This is a genomic window from Chloroflexota bacterium (genome assembly GCA_023475225.1).
Lineage (GTDB): Bacteria > Chloroflexota > UBA6077 > FW602-bin22 > JAMCVK01 > JAMCVK01.
In genome coordinates, this window is the sequence record JAMCVK010000021.1 from 65530 (window position 1) to 79301 (window position 13772).

General features: G+C 54.4%; 13 protein-coding genes. 8 read left to right on the plus strand and 5 right to left on the minus strand.

From position 1 onward, the window contains the following. Window positions 1–32: 32 nt before the first annotated feature. The 7 genes from M1136_04470 to M1136_04500 all read left to right on the plus strand — a co-directional run bounded on the left by M1136_04470 (window position 33) and on the right by M1136_04500 (window position 7407). On the plus strand, window positions 33–869 hold the full coding sequence (locus tag M1136_04470; protein MCL5074894.1) for a bacteriocin family protein: 837 nt from the start codon (window positions 33–35) through the stop codon (window positions 867–869). Window positions 870–1012: 143 nt separating this feature from the next. After that, complete coding sequence (locus tag M1136_04475) at window positions 1013–2086, plus strand: DNA adenine methylase (GenBank protein MCL5074895.1); 1074 nt, start codon at window positions 1013–1015, stop codon at window positions 2084–2086. A gap of 21 nt (window positions 2087–2107) precedes the next feature. Then, entirely contained in the window at window positions 2108–2896 is a 789-nt protein-coding gene (locus tag M1136_04480; protein ID MCL5074896.1) for a restriction endonuclease, read from the plus strand. A 156-nt stretch (window positions 2897–3052) separates the two neighbouring features. Beyond that, window positions 3053–3568: a HEPN domain-containing protein gene (locus M1136_04485; GenBank protein MCL5074897.1), complete on the plus strand. Its 516-nt coding sequence runs from the start codon at window positions 3053–3055 to the stop codon at window positions 3566–3568. A gap of 223 nt (window positions 3569–3791) precedes the next feature. Continuing rightward, window positions 3792–4295 (plus strand): rubrerythrin family protein, encoded by a 504-nt coding sequence (locus M1136_04490; protein ID MCL5074898.1) that lies wholly within the window; start codon window positions 3792–3794, stop codon window positions 4293–4295. Between the two features lie 49 nt (window positions 4296–4344). After that, window positions 4345–5556, plus strand: a complete 1212-nt coding sequence (locus M1136_04495) for an Nramp family divalent metal transporter (protein ID MCL5074899.1) — start codon at window positions 4345–4347, stop codon at window positions 5554–5556. A 60-nt stretch (window positions 5557–5616) separates the two neighbouring features. Next, window positions 5617–7407 (plus strand): hypothetical protein, encoded by a 1791-nt coding sequence (locus M1136_04500; GenBank protein ID MCL5074900.1) that lies wholly within the window; start codon window positions 5617–5619, stop codon window positions 7405–7407. 46 nt (window positions 7408–7453) lie between these two features. Here M1136_04500 and M1136_04505 read toward each other — a convergent pair whose 3' ends face one another. The 5 genes from M1136_04505 to M1136_04525 form a co-directional block, all read right to left on the minus strand. Beyond that, window positions 7454–7789 (minus strand): cupin domain-containing protein, encoded by a 336-nt coding sequence (locus M1136_04505; protein ID MCL5074901.1) that lies wholly within the window; start codon window positions 7787–7789, stop codon window positions 7454–7456. Between the two features lie 333 nt (window positions 7790–8122). Beyond that, a complete protein-coding gene (locus M1136_04510) occupies window positions 8123–8332 on the minus strand; it encodes a hypothetical protein (protein ID MCL5074902.1) in 210 nt (69 codons plus the stop codon). Between the two features lie 42 nt (window positions 8333–8374). Then, window positions 8375–10651 carry an acetyl-CoA decarbonylase/synthase complex subunit alpha/beta gene (gene acsB / locus M1136_04515; protein MCL5074903.1) on the minus strand — a complete coding sequence of 759 codons (2277 nt, stop codon included), beginning with the start codon at window positions 10649–10651 and terminating at the stop codon, window positions 8375–8377. Window positions 10652–10669: 18 nt separating this feature from the next. Then, the gene (cooS, locus tag M1136_04520; protein MCL5074904.1) at window positions 10670–12658 is read right to left on the minus strand and encodes an anaerobic carbon-monoxide dehydrogenase catalytic subunit; all 1989 of its coding nucleotides are present in this window, start codon (window positions 12656–12658) and stop codon (window positions 10670–10672) included. 119 nt (window positions 12659–12777) lie between these two features. Then, window positions 12778–13107, minus strand: coding sequence for a heavy-metal-associated domain-containing protein (locus M1136_04525; protein ID MCL5074905.1), 330 nt, complete (start codon window positions 13105–13107; stop codon window positions 12778–12780). A gap of 451 nt (window positions 13108–13558) precedes the next feature. Between M1136_04525 and M1136_04530 the strand changes: the two genes are divergently transcribed. Continuing rightward, window positions 13559–13772 (plus strand): aldehyde ferredoxin oxidoreductase (locus tag M1136_04530; GenBank protein MCL5074906.1); only part of this gene is annotated, 214 nt, incomplete at its 3' end.

The following is a 13772-nucleotide window of genomic DNA, read 5'->3' on the forward strand; positions in this document are numbered from 1 at the left end:
ACACAATACGTCTTTAATTAAGGAGGAGAGGTATGGCAGATTATCTTATGCGGGATCAGGCGCCCCTTACTGCGGAACAGTGGGAGCATATCGACAAAGTAGTGACAGAAGTGGCCCAACGCACGCTGGTGGGCCGACGCTTCATCCCTATTTTCGGTCCTCTCGGCGTTGGAATACAGGTTATCCCCAAACCTGCCTTCTACGGCGCCGAGGCCGGCGTAGAGGAATTGTCGAAGGAAAAGGAAGCCAGAGCTGCAAAGTATATCCCTCTGTACACCATCCAAAGGGATTTTGTATTACACTGGAGGGAACTTGAGACCAGCAAGCAGCTCAATATGCCTTTAGAGCTGGGTCCGGCGGCTGCGTCTGCCGCCTTCTGTGCTCAAGCGGAGGATAACCTCATTTTCAATGGCAACCGTGGGCTTGGCTGCGAAGGACTGCTTAACGCCGAGGGGAGAAACTTGCTTCCCCTCAGTGACTGGACAGCGACAGGTAATGCCTTTCGGGATGTGGTGGCGGCCACAGAGAAGCTGCTATCGGCTGGCTTTTTTGGCCCTTACGCTGCGGTGTTGAGTCCACAACTATACGCCGCCATACATAAGGTCTATGAGAATACCAGTGTCCTGGAGATCGAACAGGTGCGCAAAATCATCACCGATGGCGTTTACTATTCACCATCCTTGCTGGCGGATAGTGGACTGATTGTAGCGACTGGTTTGCAGAATATGGACCTGGTCATTGCCCAAGATTTAGTTACCGCTTTCCTGGAGACCAGTAACATGGATCACCGCTTCCGGGTCCTGGAAATCCTGGCCCTGCGCATCAAGCGACCAGGCGCCATTTGTGTGTTGGAGGGTGGGCCAGCCTAACGTTAATTTCTGCTACCACCATATATTGTGTATAATGCTCTTGATGCTGCTATATATGGTGTTTCAGTAGCGTAAAATTACGACCTTTCACACAATCTGACGTTAGACGAAACGGCGGCGCATATGTAATAAAAGGGATAGGAATGCGAAAAACCACAGCTTATCAACAAACAATTTTCCCAGACCTAACTGCCGAGTTTCCTTCCACCCGCTATCAGGGTAGCAAGGCGAAACTGGCGGACTGGATTGGGGAGCAAATCGCGGATTTGGGTTTTATGACCTGTTTGGACGCCTTTGGCGGTAGTGGTAGCGTCGCTTATCGTTTAAAGCAGGCAGGCAAGCGGGTTACATATAATGACTTGCTCCGCTTCAACTACTACACTGGACTGGCACTGATCGAGAACAGCCGAACCCGGCTCAGCCCTGAGGAGGTAAGCTGGCTTCTGCAGAGACACCCAGAGATCACGTATCCGTATTTTGTCCGTGACAATTTCCATGACATCTACTTCACTGATGAAGAGAATGCCTGGATTGACCAAGCGATTACCAACACTCGCCAACTCACCGATCCCTACAAGTTCGCGCTGGCGTTTTTCGCTCTGTGTCAAGCCTGCATTATCAAGCGACCCTACAACCTGTTTCATCGAAAAAACCTCTACATACGTTTCGCCGAAGTGGTGCGCTCGTTTGGAAACAAGACCACCTGGGATAGGCCCTTCGACGAGTGGTTTCGCATTTTCATCGGAGAAGCGAATCAAGCCGTCTTTGACAACAGCCAGATGAACCGTGCCTTGAACCTTGACGCTGCTGATGTGCCTGGCGAATATGACCTGGTATATGTAGATACGCCTTACATCTCCAACCGTGGCGTAGCTGTCGACTACTTGTGCTTTTATCACTTCTTAGAAGGATTGACGATGTACGATGAGTGGGGCAAGCATATAGATCACAGATCAAAGCATCGCCGCTTAATGCCACGACCGAGCGAATGGACTGACAAGAACCGAATTCATGCCGCCTTTGATCGCTTATTCCAACGATACCAGAAAAGCATCATTGTGGTTTCTTATCGAAGCGATGGTATCCCCTCCGAATCGGAGCTCGCGTCCCTTCTCAAGCAATATAAGCGCAATGTACGCGTCGAGCATTTTGGCCAGTATAAATACGTGTTATCTACCAATTCCGAGTCTGGAGAAATTCTCCTGATTGGGACATAGATTCTACCGGGTGCAGCAAAGATGACCATGGACGATTTCAGGGAGAGCCTGTTAGCACACTTTGACATATTCAGACGCACCCTTGCCACAGACACTGGCGACTGGGTTGTCAAAGGATTCATTGATGCGTACCGAAACATCTATACCATCTCGGTAGATACAAAAGTCGTCTCCAAGATCATCGAGCTGATGCTTTTTCCGGTCATCTCACGGTTTGCTGTAGAGCACAACTACAGAATGGTGCTCAGTGAGCATCAAAATCATTATCCCGACATCAGTTTCATAGCGCCAGATGAGACAAAGATCGCCCTTGACCTTAAAAGCACGTATCGAACGGATAGAGAAACGGTAAACGGCTTTACGCTGGGCGCCTTCACCGGGTACTTTCGGCAGCGCAAATCCACCAAGAATACCACCTTCCCGTATGAACATTACGCTGCGCACTTTGTTCTGGGCATCATCTATAGCCGTAGCGACGAGGCTGTTGATGAACGCCGTGTTTATACGCTGGATGATCTGCGGAACATCATATCGGTGGTCAAGGATTTCACCTTTCTGTGTCAAGAGAAATGGCGAATTGCCAGCGATCGACCTGGAAGCGGAAATACTAAGAACATCGGTTCATTCAAAGATATCCAAGCCTTGGTTGAAGGCAATGGCCCGTTTGCCCCTTATGGGCAAGAAGTGTTCGACGATTACTGGATGAACTTCATGACGGAAGACATGGCGCGGGCCATCGACTCGGATGTCCATTATCGGAATCTTGAAGAATATTGGGAGTGGCGTGATCGTGTTGCTCGGAGAAGATAGAACGTGCCACCGCATCGTCTAACAGCGGCTGAAGGGCTTCGGGGCTATGTACTTTCGCCCAAATCGCCTTCTGCAACTTGTTTTAGTCGCAAGACGCTAGGCATCGTTGTGCCACTTTAGACAGTCAGCACATAGCAAGGTGTGAGGGGAAGCTGAATGGACAAGAGCAAGCGTAGAATGATTGAAGGGTGGATTGACAAAGCTTCGACTCAACTGCGAGCAGCTAAAGAGCATCTGAAGTCTTATACTCGGTATTCAGAATCCATACAAGCGTCCCAGGAATGCATCGAGCTTTCGGTCAAATCAACCCTCTCCCTGCTGGATGTTGAATACCCTCCAAGCCATGGCTGGAATAGGGAGCAATTCACTGGAATCGCAAAGCAGATCCAAGAGAGACGGCTCCTGGATAGACTCGCCGCGCAGAACTTGGGCTATATCCGCTTGCCGAGACTCTTGTTTCTGGCGAACTTCTGGGCCCAGTTCTACTTGCCAGCCAAGTACGGCTTCGAGGTTGAGTATCTGGCGCCAGCTCAGGATTTGTTTGACAAAAATGAAGCTGACCTTGCTGTGCAACATGCTGAGGAATGTTACAGGGTTGCATCACAACTCAGGAACCTTAGCGGAGACGGACTGGCCGGCATCGTTTCGCAACCTGAGGACTTGGCTCACTAGGATTAGAAGCTGAAGGCAAGAGCATAAGGTGCTAAGCTCAATAACGTGCGCCAGGTATTCGGATCCTGCTCGAGCGGCAAGTGGCACAGCGATCACATAATGTGATCGCTGACTCTGGGCTGCAGGCTTCGCCCAAATGCCGCTTCGCGGCACTTCGTCAACCGCTGGACGTCACGCGACATTTTGCTTGGCAGCTAAATTGAAGAAGGGAGTAAAAACAGCAATGAGGAAGATGACCGAGGAGAATCTGAAGGCGGCTTTTGCCGGTGAGAGTCAGGCTCATATGAAGTATCTCATCTTCGCCGATCGCGCTGAGAAAGAGGGCCATGCCAATGTGGCCCGTCTCTTCCGAGCCATCGCCTACGCCGAACAGGTGCATGCCACTAACCATTTCAAGGAGCTGGGGCAGCTGGGAGCTACGCCGGCTAACTTAGGGGCGGCCATAGCGGGGGAGACCTTTGAAGTGGAAGAGATGTACCCGGCCTATAACGAGGTGGCCAGGTTGCAGGAGGAGAGGGGAGCCCAAAGGAGTACCCACTATGCCCTTGAGGCGGAGAAGATCCACGCCCGCCTCTATACCGAGGCCAGACAGGCCGTGGAAGGCGGTAGGGATATCCAGATAGGCGATGTCTTCATCTGTGACGTATGCGGGCATACAGTAGTGGGTGAGCCTCCGGAGAAGTGCCCGATCTGTGGGGCCCCACGCAACCGCTACAAGAAGTTCTGAGCGCGAACGTCTTTTTGTCTCTTCCACCCAGATGACTCTGGGCCAAAGCGTGAAGGCCAAAAAGGATAATCTCCTGGCCCTGGTCACCGATATGGGGCCTGGCTTCCTTGTTGCTGTCGGTTTCATCGACCCAGGTAATATCGCCACCAATGTGGTGGCCGGGGCAAACTACGGCTATCAACTCCTTTGGGTAGTGGTGCTCAGCACCCTGATGGTCATCCTGATGCAGGAGATGGCTGCCAGACTCGGTGTTGCCAGCCACCGTTGTCTCTCCGAAGCCATCGCCACCCAATTCGGTCGGGGATGGTCACTCCTGCTAGCACCATTGGTGCTCATCGGCAGCGTGGCCACGGTGATGGCCGAGCTACTGGGCGCTGCGCTTGGCTTGCATTTGCTGTTTGGTATACCGCTATGGTTGGGTGGAGCACTCACCGCCTTGGCCGCCGCTATCATCATTTGGCGCGGACAATACCATCACGTAGAAGACATCATCGTTGGCTTCGTCGGGATCATCGGTCTCTGCTACCTGATCGAGCTGTTCATCGCCACCCCTGACTGGGGCCAGGTGCTGCGCTCCAGCTTGATTCCCCACCTCAGCACCAATAATACCCTCCTAGCCGTCGGCATTCTGGGCGCTATCCTCATGCCCTCTAACCTTTACCTGCACTCCTCCATCGTGCAAGAGAAGGATTGGTCAGAGGCAAAACTCCACCACGAATTCATCGATACTACTGTGAGTATGATTGTTGGTGGATTTATAAATGCGGCTATTATCATAGTCGCTGCGGCCATCTTCTTCAGCCAAGGACATGCGGTCCGAGACATCGCCGATGCAGCGATCACCCTGACCCCTTTGGCCGGCGAGCTCGCTCACTACCTTTTCGCCCTCGCCCTCTTCTTTGCTGGCTTTGCCTCCTCTATCACCGGTGCTATGGCCGGCTCCTACGGCATCGGCGGTTTCGTCTTTGGCACTCAACACCACAGTGATAAGCCGTTCCGTCTCGGCTTCATCGCCATTCTAGCGATGGCCTTAATCATAGTTTGCCTTGGTTTAGATCCCCTTGGGGTCTTGGTAATCAGCCAGGCCGTCTTAGGCGTACTGCTGCCCTTCACCGTGATTCCTCTCTTGCTCCTGATGCGACGACGCAGTTTGGTAGGGAGCTATATCAATCGGGCCGCCTTCCACTATCTAGGTTGGGGAACAGCCATCGCCGCCGTCGCTATGGACGTGATCCTCCTCATGAGCTTGCTGAGTCCCTAGGATCGAGTTGAAAATCTGCTATAATACTGCTTAATTTTAAGGCGTTTCAGGGGTAAGGGAATGGCTCAAGGAGAACAGCCCCAGCCGGAGACCTATCCGGCCGGAAAACAGGAGGTCGAACTATACATTCGTACCTACAATACCCTCCTGCGTAGCTCCGGCGAGATTAAGATGAAGGCTTTGCTGCAAGCGCACCTGAATATCGATTCTAGCTTGCATCCAAACGCCCGAAATTCTGCCCCTGATCTGACGGCCTTCATTTATTGTACTCTTCGCCTTCCCCCTTGCATCATGCAAACGAGACGGGTAGTCCTCGGGCAATCAGCCGAGGTCTTCAGCGAGCAGGGATTTGGTGATGTGGAGAGATGGCCAGCTGTAAAGGCGGCCGGTCGCCGTCGTAAGTGGTTTTTTGATGGACAACACACGCTGGCCGTATATATCGCCAGTGCTTCGGATGTTGACGACCTTATCCCCATACTGGTGGCCTTCCAGATCGAATGGAATAAGTTTTATCGTTTGCTCAATGCCGACTCCACTACCTTACAGATGATCATCGAGGGGATGAAGATGTTGCCCACCTCCCCACGCTATGAAGAGACAGTTAAGGTGATTCGTGAAAGACTACTGCTGAGTGCCGACGACTGGGTACGCCTCGAAGCAGTGTGGGGGGAGAACTTCTGGCTGAATCTCCTCCTGATGGGCAAGATGGAAAGGAACTTCGCGATACGTATGCTCGGCGGTTCTCACGTTGGCTATGCTAAAGCGACGCGAAAATGGTGGGCCGCCATCGGTGACTGCTTGACCGACCTACCTCTTGCTGAGAGACCTGTCTATTTCGTCTCCAGTAATACGCATAGCCTGGTCAATCCTCTTTCTGGCTTCGCCCTGCGTCGCAAGGAGGAACTCGAGCAGTTCGTGAAGATGACAGGCGATGCGGAGTTGCTACCTGAGTATGAGAAGCTACAGCGTGGGGAGGTCAAGAGCAGTCGAGAGAATTTCCTGTACTACACGGCCAGGAAATACAGCCTCGATGGCCCGCGGGCCAAACGAATGGAAGAAGAACGGCGCCGGGAGGAGGAAGAAAGAGGCATCTACTACGTTCGCAGCACCGCTGGACTCGATATAGATGCTCAAATAATAGACCTGGCCAGGCTTATCCCCCGAGATTTCGATCCCCGTTTACAGATGGATAATTTGGACTCACTGAAACGGAGCAACGCCATCGTTCTCAACATCGAATATCCCTTAGGATTAGCTGCCTATCACATCTTGCGCCAGCTGGCCGAGCAGGTCGGCCGCTTCAAGGGCATCTATATCCTCGGCAAAGCGGCCACCTTGAATGGCAGCATTGGTGACGTGATGATCCCTAATGTAGTGTTTGACGAGCATTCGGGAAATACCTATTGGCTTGACAACTGCTTTACGGCCCAGGATATAAGCCCCTTCTTGATCTACGGCTCAGTTTTAGACAATCAGAAAACGGTCTCTGTAAAGGGGACCTTCCTGCAAAATCGCCAATACCTGGAACTCTATTACCGCGAGAGTTATACCGTGGTGGAGATGGAGGCCGGGCCGTACCTTAATGCCCTTTATGAAAGCATCTATCCGACCCGTTACCCGGTTGGGGAGAACATTAACTTCACTAAGTTGCCCTTTGTCATCGGTCTGTTACACTACGCCTCAGACACCCCCTACACGCGGGGCAAGAATCTGGGGGCAAAGCGGCAGTCATATTATGGCATGGACTCTGCCTATGCTACCTCCATTGCCATCTTACGTCATATCCTGAGCAAAGAGGTTGCCGACGAACAACTCCTTACAACGGAACAGAGGCCATCTCTGGTGCTTTAGCATTACAGCGGGCGAAGATAGCTATTTTAGTAAGTGCCAGCCCCTCTTAAGCGAGCAAAGGGATCACGCAGAGGAAGCGCAGTGTCCCCTCACCTCTGTTGACGAACTGGTGTTTCTCATTGGGAGAGACGAAGACGACCATGCCCTCCTTAAGGGGCACATCTCCACTCTCCCCCCTCACCAGCCCTTCGCCCCCTACGACGAAGACTTCATGCTCCTCAGGATGGGTGTGAAAGGGAGTGTCACACCCTGGCTCGACTTCGAAGAGGCGCATGGCGAAATTTGGCGCTCCATCACGCCTGGTGATGAGCCAGCGCACGGCCACACCTGGTGCCTCCCTAACGGGCTCTGGCGTTATCTCTGTATGGTTATTCACCTTCATCGGTTCCCCCTTAGCTAGAGTGAATATCTCCCCCAAATCCGCCTTCGGCGGGTTCAAGGTAGCCCTGCGGGCTTTTTATGTTCTGGGGCACCCTCACCCCCTTAATCCCCTCTCCCGCTTTGCGAAAGTAGGGGCGAGGTCACCTCGCCCCTACTAGGGCGGAGCCCTAGAACCCTCCCAGAAGGGGTCACCCCCTTCTGGACTACCCCCAACACTGTGGGAGAAGGGGGATTGAACCTGGGCTGCATCCTACTTCGCTCCCAGCGGTGGGGCGGCGCCCCCTTGGAACCCCTGGTTATTCAACACCTTCAGTCAGGAGACTGGAGGATAACTCTATCGCAGCTCCTCCCGCCCGATCTCCCTCAACCTCGCCCCAGCCGCGGTCCTCAACTGCTCTGTCATGCGGTAACCGGTTTCTTGCTCAAACCGCTCAAACTCCTCATCCAGGTGAAGTAGCTTATGTACGGCCTCCCGTGGCGTTACCCGCAGAAAACGCCGTTCAAAAGCCTGATGCAGCCAACATCCTTGACCATCCAAATACATATCCCGTCTCCCAAACAGCAGAGGTTGAAGCCCCTTGACTGATCAGAGCAACGGCTCCATAGTCAGAGCCGGATGCCCCTTCTCCTCCAGGAAGGGTAGCAGCTCCTCAAGTGTGGTGGCCACGCGTTCATCGGCGATCTTCTCGATGAGGTCTGGTTCCCCTTCTCGTTCAGCTGCGGCCTGCAGCTCCTCGGCCATGCTCTCCTTCAGGAAGGAGGAGAGCCAAACAATCCTTTTGAGCCCCCCATCGGCGGAGATGAATTTCTTGCTAATGAGGTAATACTTGCCCACCCCCATTACCCCAGGCGTCTGCAATCCCCCACCAGCCATACCGGCCAGGGTAGAAAAGGTCATGCCCGCCGGCGTCATGCTGGGGTCCTCGCGGGAGACGACCATTATCCCGTTGGCCTCGGGGATAAGCATGGCGATACACTCAAAACAGCCACAGGCGGTCATAGGATTTTCCATGATCGAATAGAGGGCCACCTCCGGCACCGCACCATGAGAGTTCTGTTGAACGAACTCGTTCACCCGATCGAAGTAGCCTTTCACTGGGTCCAGGCAGCGACCCTTGGGGATGGGTTGGTTCGGGCCAGTAGAGTTTATCTCATAGGAGGCCCGGCAGTCCAACCAGTTATAAGCGCCACAGAGCCCCAGCCGCTCCGGGGTGATTACGCAGACGTGGTTCGGAGCGAAACTCTGACAGAGTGTACAGGAGTAGAAGGTATCTACCGACTCGTCTACCATATCGGCCAGGCGCACGTTGCGCTCCTGATAGGCCGCACGTGCCCTCTCCAGCCAGTGCTCAATTTGGGTCTCATCTGTGTAAAGCTTGACCTGCACCTTGTCTACGATGGCCCCGAAATCAGCGTGGAAGCGGGCGTGGAGGATCTTGCCCAGATGCTCGAGCTGGAAACCCTTCTCCGCTGCGGCCTTGCTGATGCGAATCCAGGTGATGTCACGTTGCCCGATATGCTGCACGCCTGAGGCACCGTTAATGAAGTGGTGGATTTGCCGCTCCAGGACCGGCTCGAAATCCCTCTGCATCCGACGGCCGGCCACCTCAACCATGATGCCCAGATGCACATTGGCCCCTATCTTGTATTCATCGATGGCGGGTCCTATCACCTCGACCTTACCATCGTCTACCTCATCTAGATCGCGCATCACCAGGTACTCGAAACAGCGTCCCTCCTTGCCGCCGAACTCGACGCGCATATCGTCCCGCCTCACGCGCTCGCCCTCGAAGGCTGAACCGTAGGGCACTGGGATGGGCATCTCCGTGATACGCACTTTGACGCCACGTACCTCGATGCATTTCTGGATGAGTCGCTCAGCGCGCTCCAGGTCATCGCTACCCTCGAGTTCATCAAAGGGCATAGAGACAACGTGCTCGTAGGTAGTGATGCCCCGGGGCAGGATCTGCGGGATGACTGTATCAGCGATGGTAGGGAAACCATAGCTGATGGCCCCGGCCGCGGTAGCGTATTTCAGATCATCTACCTCCCCCAAAGCCAGAACGAAGGCGAAGACACGGTATTTATTGTAAAGTAGCACCTCTCGAGCCTGACCACCTTTAAGACCACCAAAGGTCAGGGCTGAGCGGGTGGCGAATCCCAAGGCGTAAATGGCTGATATAGTGTTGGTGCCAAAGGGGACGGTATAGGTGTCGTAACCCAGCTCCACCCCCTCCTCCATGAGTTGTTGGATGATGCTACGACCGCCGGCGCTGCCAGAGAGAAAGACCAGGATGTTGCGTCGCTGTAGCTCGCGCACAATCTTTACCGCCACCTCGTTGGACTTGGCTGCCCCAACGATGGCCGCGAAACCGGGCATTCGACCGTCCACCAGCTGAATGCCCCAGGCACGTAGCTGGATGTCGTCAATTGGCCCATTCAGACGTCCGTCGCCCTTGATCATATCGGGGCTGGTGAAGCTGGCCCCAACAGTGTAGCCACCCCAATCCATCTTCTCCGGTTGTTCACCATAGACGAAACGGATTCCCATGATCGCCTCTTCGGCCAGGAGGGTCGCTACCCCGCAATCAAGGGTCTCACCCAGATAGGGTAGCCACAGGCTAGCAGCTGGAACGGGATGGAGAAGATGCTTAGCATGCTCGAGCACGGGGACGAGGTCTCCCAATCGCTCAACCTTAAGGCCACTGAACCCATAGATTACGGGAAGATAATAGGCCGTATTGGGGAAAGCAACAGCCGCTTCCGGCCCACGCTCGGCGATAGCCTTTTGTAGTAGTTCCTCTGCCTCCTTGACGATGTGATTAGCACCACGAATAGCCGCCGTAGCGATGTAACGAGACATCCCTGTTTCCTCCTTCCTTTAAACCGCCACGGCCTTCTCTGCGCCAGCCAGACCGCGCAGGCTGCTCAGCCGTTGCTCTTCGGGCATAGCCAGCAGCTCCAGGAGACGTCGGTCGCCACTTCGACCGAAGCGGGTGGGGTCATAGGTGGCCAGATTAAGAGCCGCCCGCTTCTCATCGATATGGTGCAGGGACTTTTCAACGATCTTGGCTGGATCAGGCTCGAACTCCAGTCTTCCCCCCACCAGCTCCTGCCAGCCACGGTTGATAAGGTCGGTGACCTCTGGGCTTCCCCCCACGGGAGAGCCTACTCCAAAGATGACGTAAGCGCCGGAGGCGACGAAGTAGGCCCCAATAGCCAGAGCCTTCTCACTCATCCACTCTGGGGCGATGCCTACGGCCGGTAGATCAGCGATGTCCTCCCCCAGCCCCCCCTCAGTAGCCATCTGGCTGAGAACAGTGAGGATGCGGGAGTTATCAACACAGGAGCCGAGATGCAGCACCGGGGGAATACCGATAGCCTCGCAGACTTCCCTTAAGCCTGGACCAGCATCCTCCATAGCCTGACCGACCATAAGTCCATACTTGGCGCTGGCCAGGGCTCCACAGCCAGTCTGGGCTACCAGGACATCATTCTTTATCAATTCTCTGACAATATAGTTATGGGCCTGATCATGAGGCGTGCGAGGATTATTACAACCAACGACGCCAGCCACGCCACGAATGCGCCCATCAATGACGGCATCGTTTAGAGGGCGGAAGGAGCCACGGTAATAGCCTCCCTGCATATAAACGAGGTACTCATGAGAGAAGCCAGGAACCAGGTCCTGAGTCACCTGGGGTATGTTCACCTTCCCTCGTTTGGGGAAGTTATCGATGGCCAGACGCACGATCTGTTTGGCGATCTCTATCGCTCGGTGTTCATCGAACTCTATATGGGTCGCTCCTTTGATTTTGACCTTGGGCGAGGTAGTGATGACTGCGGTATGGAACCTTGTGGCCAGGTCAGGGAGGGCCTGCATAATACACTGCACATCTACAACCATGGCGTCGACCGCCCCGGTAATGATGGCCAGTTCCTGGTTCAAGAAATTGCCCGCCGAGGGCACGCCCTGGCGCATCAAGACCTCGTTAGACGTGCAGCAGATACCGGCCAGGTTAATGCCCTTCGCCCCTTTGCTTTTAGCGTACTCCACCAGCTCAGGAGCCCTGGCGGCCAGCACAATCATCTCCGATAGGCTGGGCTCATGGCCATGAATGACGACGTTCACCTCATCTTCTTTGAGTACCCCTAGGTTCACCTTGGCGGTAAGGGGGCCGGGTGTGCCGAAGAGGATATCTGAGAGATCAGTGCCCAACATAGAGCCTCCCCAGCCATCGGCTAAGGCAGTGCGTAGAGCCTGCCTCAAGAGATGCTCGGCATCCTGATCGTTCCCCATATGGGTGCGGTGCAACATATCTACTACTTCGCGGTCAACGCCCCGCGGGATAAGCCCCACCCTCTGCCAGAGCTCCTGGCGCCTCTGGGGTGCACGAGCAAGATAGGGCAACGCCCCTCGCTGTTGGCCAAAGATGGCGATGGATTTCTCGGCCAGGGCACGGGCGACCTCCTCCCTGGACTTGCCCTCGACCTTGAGGCCAAGGAATTGGGCTACGTTGTGTAGCTTGACCTCGTCTTTAATCTGGTAACCAGGGGCTGTCCCCTCAGCCACGGCCAGGAGTGCGAAAGCGAGGTCCCGTCCGTGATCAGAGTGAGAGGCCGCGCCGGCGGCGATGGCCCTGGCCAGGTTACGGGCACTGACTGTCTCCAGGGTAGCCCCACAGATGCCCACCTGTCCCTCTTTGACCAGGCGACAGGGCCCCATCTCACAGTTCTTGCAACAGCGGCCATCAGCCCCAATGGGACAGGGCTTCATCTCCTCGGCCCGCTGAAAGGCAGTGGATAATCCCTCCGCTTGAGCCATCTCCAGGAGCTGGGCGGCAGCGGGATCGATCGTTCTTATCGTCATCAATCTCCTCCTTAATTACATTTACCCCAGAAAATCTTTCGGGCTAATAGAGGTTTCCCCAACCCCCATCGGAGTTGGCTGTTCCCCCCAAGCCCCATCTTCCGATGTGGAGCGAACACTCAATACTTACGAAACTCCCCAGACATCTGGAGATCAAGTATGTTGGTCTGAGTGACCCGCAGACCAAGGCTGGGCCAGGCTGGATCTCCCTTTGTCGCTGGTATCGTGGCCACGGTCTCCTCCTCGGCAGGGTCGTAACCGGCGGCCCGCAAGGCCTCTTCGATACGTGCCAGATCGACTTGGGTGGCATCGTAAGTGAGCCTTACCCATTTGAAGGCCGAGCTAACCCCCACCTCGTTCACCCCGGGCAGGGCAGACAAGACCCGGCGCACAGCCATAGCGTGATGATCAGCATAAATTGACGGTACTCTCAATGTAATCTTCTCCAACGGTTATACCCCTTTAAGGCGTTCAGAAACGCTTCTCAAATCCTCAAATCCTCTTTTCTTTTGGGGATTATAGGGTGGAAATCGAGATTATGGAACACCCTCAGACCCCCGGCCGAGCAGACCTATCCCTCGGCAGCCCCAATTTTCAGCCCCCTCTATAGACACAGTCTTGACCTGGGACAACGTCTTATTGGGAAGCCAAGACAGCAGGCTCCCTTTTGGGGCTGGATCAATTTTCCAACTGCTATTTTAACAAATATGGGGAAAAATACAACCGCTGTAAACCGTCTCATCAATCTTGACAAGATCGCTAGTGAGGCGATAGACTGTGCTGGCAGAAGGAGGAGCCTTTCTATGGCCACTCCGCTGCGCTGAAGGCTTCCCATCAACCTCAGCTCACCTACAAGTACACTTCCTGTTATATGAAATCTTGGACAAAGGAGTGCTTACAGTGCAAACGATTATTCGTGTCGATATGGACAATCTTGCGGTGAGACAAGAGCCGCTGTCGGAAGGTTACCAGGCGTTCGGTGGCCGAGGATTGATAGCGCAGGTATTGCTCGATGAGGTGAATCCTGCCTGCGATCCTCTAGGTGCAAGCAATAAGTTAATCGTTGCTCCCGGTTTGCTTGGTGGCACACCCGTTTCCAGCGGTTGTATTTTTC

Coding starts and splice junctions, on each gene's coding strand:
- acsB (MCL5074903.1), bottom strand. CDS start 10,651: ATGTCTCGTTACATCGCTACGGCGGCTATTCGTGGTGCTAATCACATC.
- M1136_04490 (MCL5074898.1), top strand. CDS start 3,792: ATGAGGAAGATGACCGAGGAGAATCTGAAGGCGGCTTTTGCCGGTGAG.
- M1136_04505 (MCL5074901.1), bottom strand. CDS start 7,789: ATGAAGGTGAATAACCATACAGAGATAACGCCAGAGCCCGTTAGGGAG.
- M1136_04510 (MCL5074902.1), bottom strand. CDS start 8,332: ATGTATTTGGATGGTCAAGGATGTTGGCTGCATCAGGCTTTTGAACGG.
- cooS (MCL5074904.1), bottom strand. CDS start 12,658: ATGACGATAAGAACGATCGATCCCGCTGCCGCCCAGCTCCTGGAGATG.
- M1136_04470 (MCL5074894.1), top strand. CDS start 33: ATGGCAGATTATCTTATGCGGGATCAGGCGCCCCTTACTGCGGAACAG.
- M1136_04500 (MCL5074900.1), top strand. CDS start 5,617: ATGGCTCAAGGAGAACAGCCCCAGCCGGAGACCTATCCGGCCGGAAAA.
- M1136_04485 (MCL5074897.1), top strand. CDS start 3,053: ATGGACAAGAGCAAGCGTAGAATGATTGAAGGGTGGATTGACAAAGCT.
- M1136_04480 (MCL5074896.1), top strand. CDS start 2,108: ATGACCATGGACGATTTCAGGGAGAGCCTGTTAGCACACTTTGACATA.
- M1136_04475 (MCL5074895.1), top strand. CDS start 1,013: ATGCGAAAAACCACAGCTTATCAACAAACAATTTTCCCAGACCTAACT.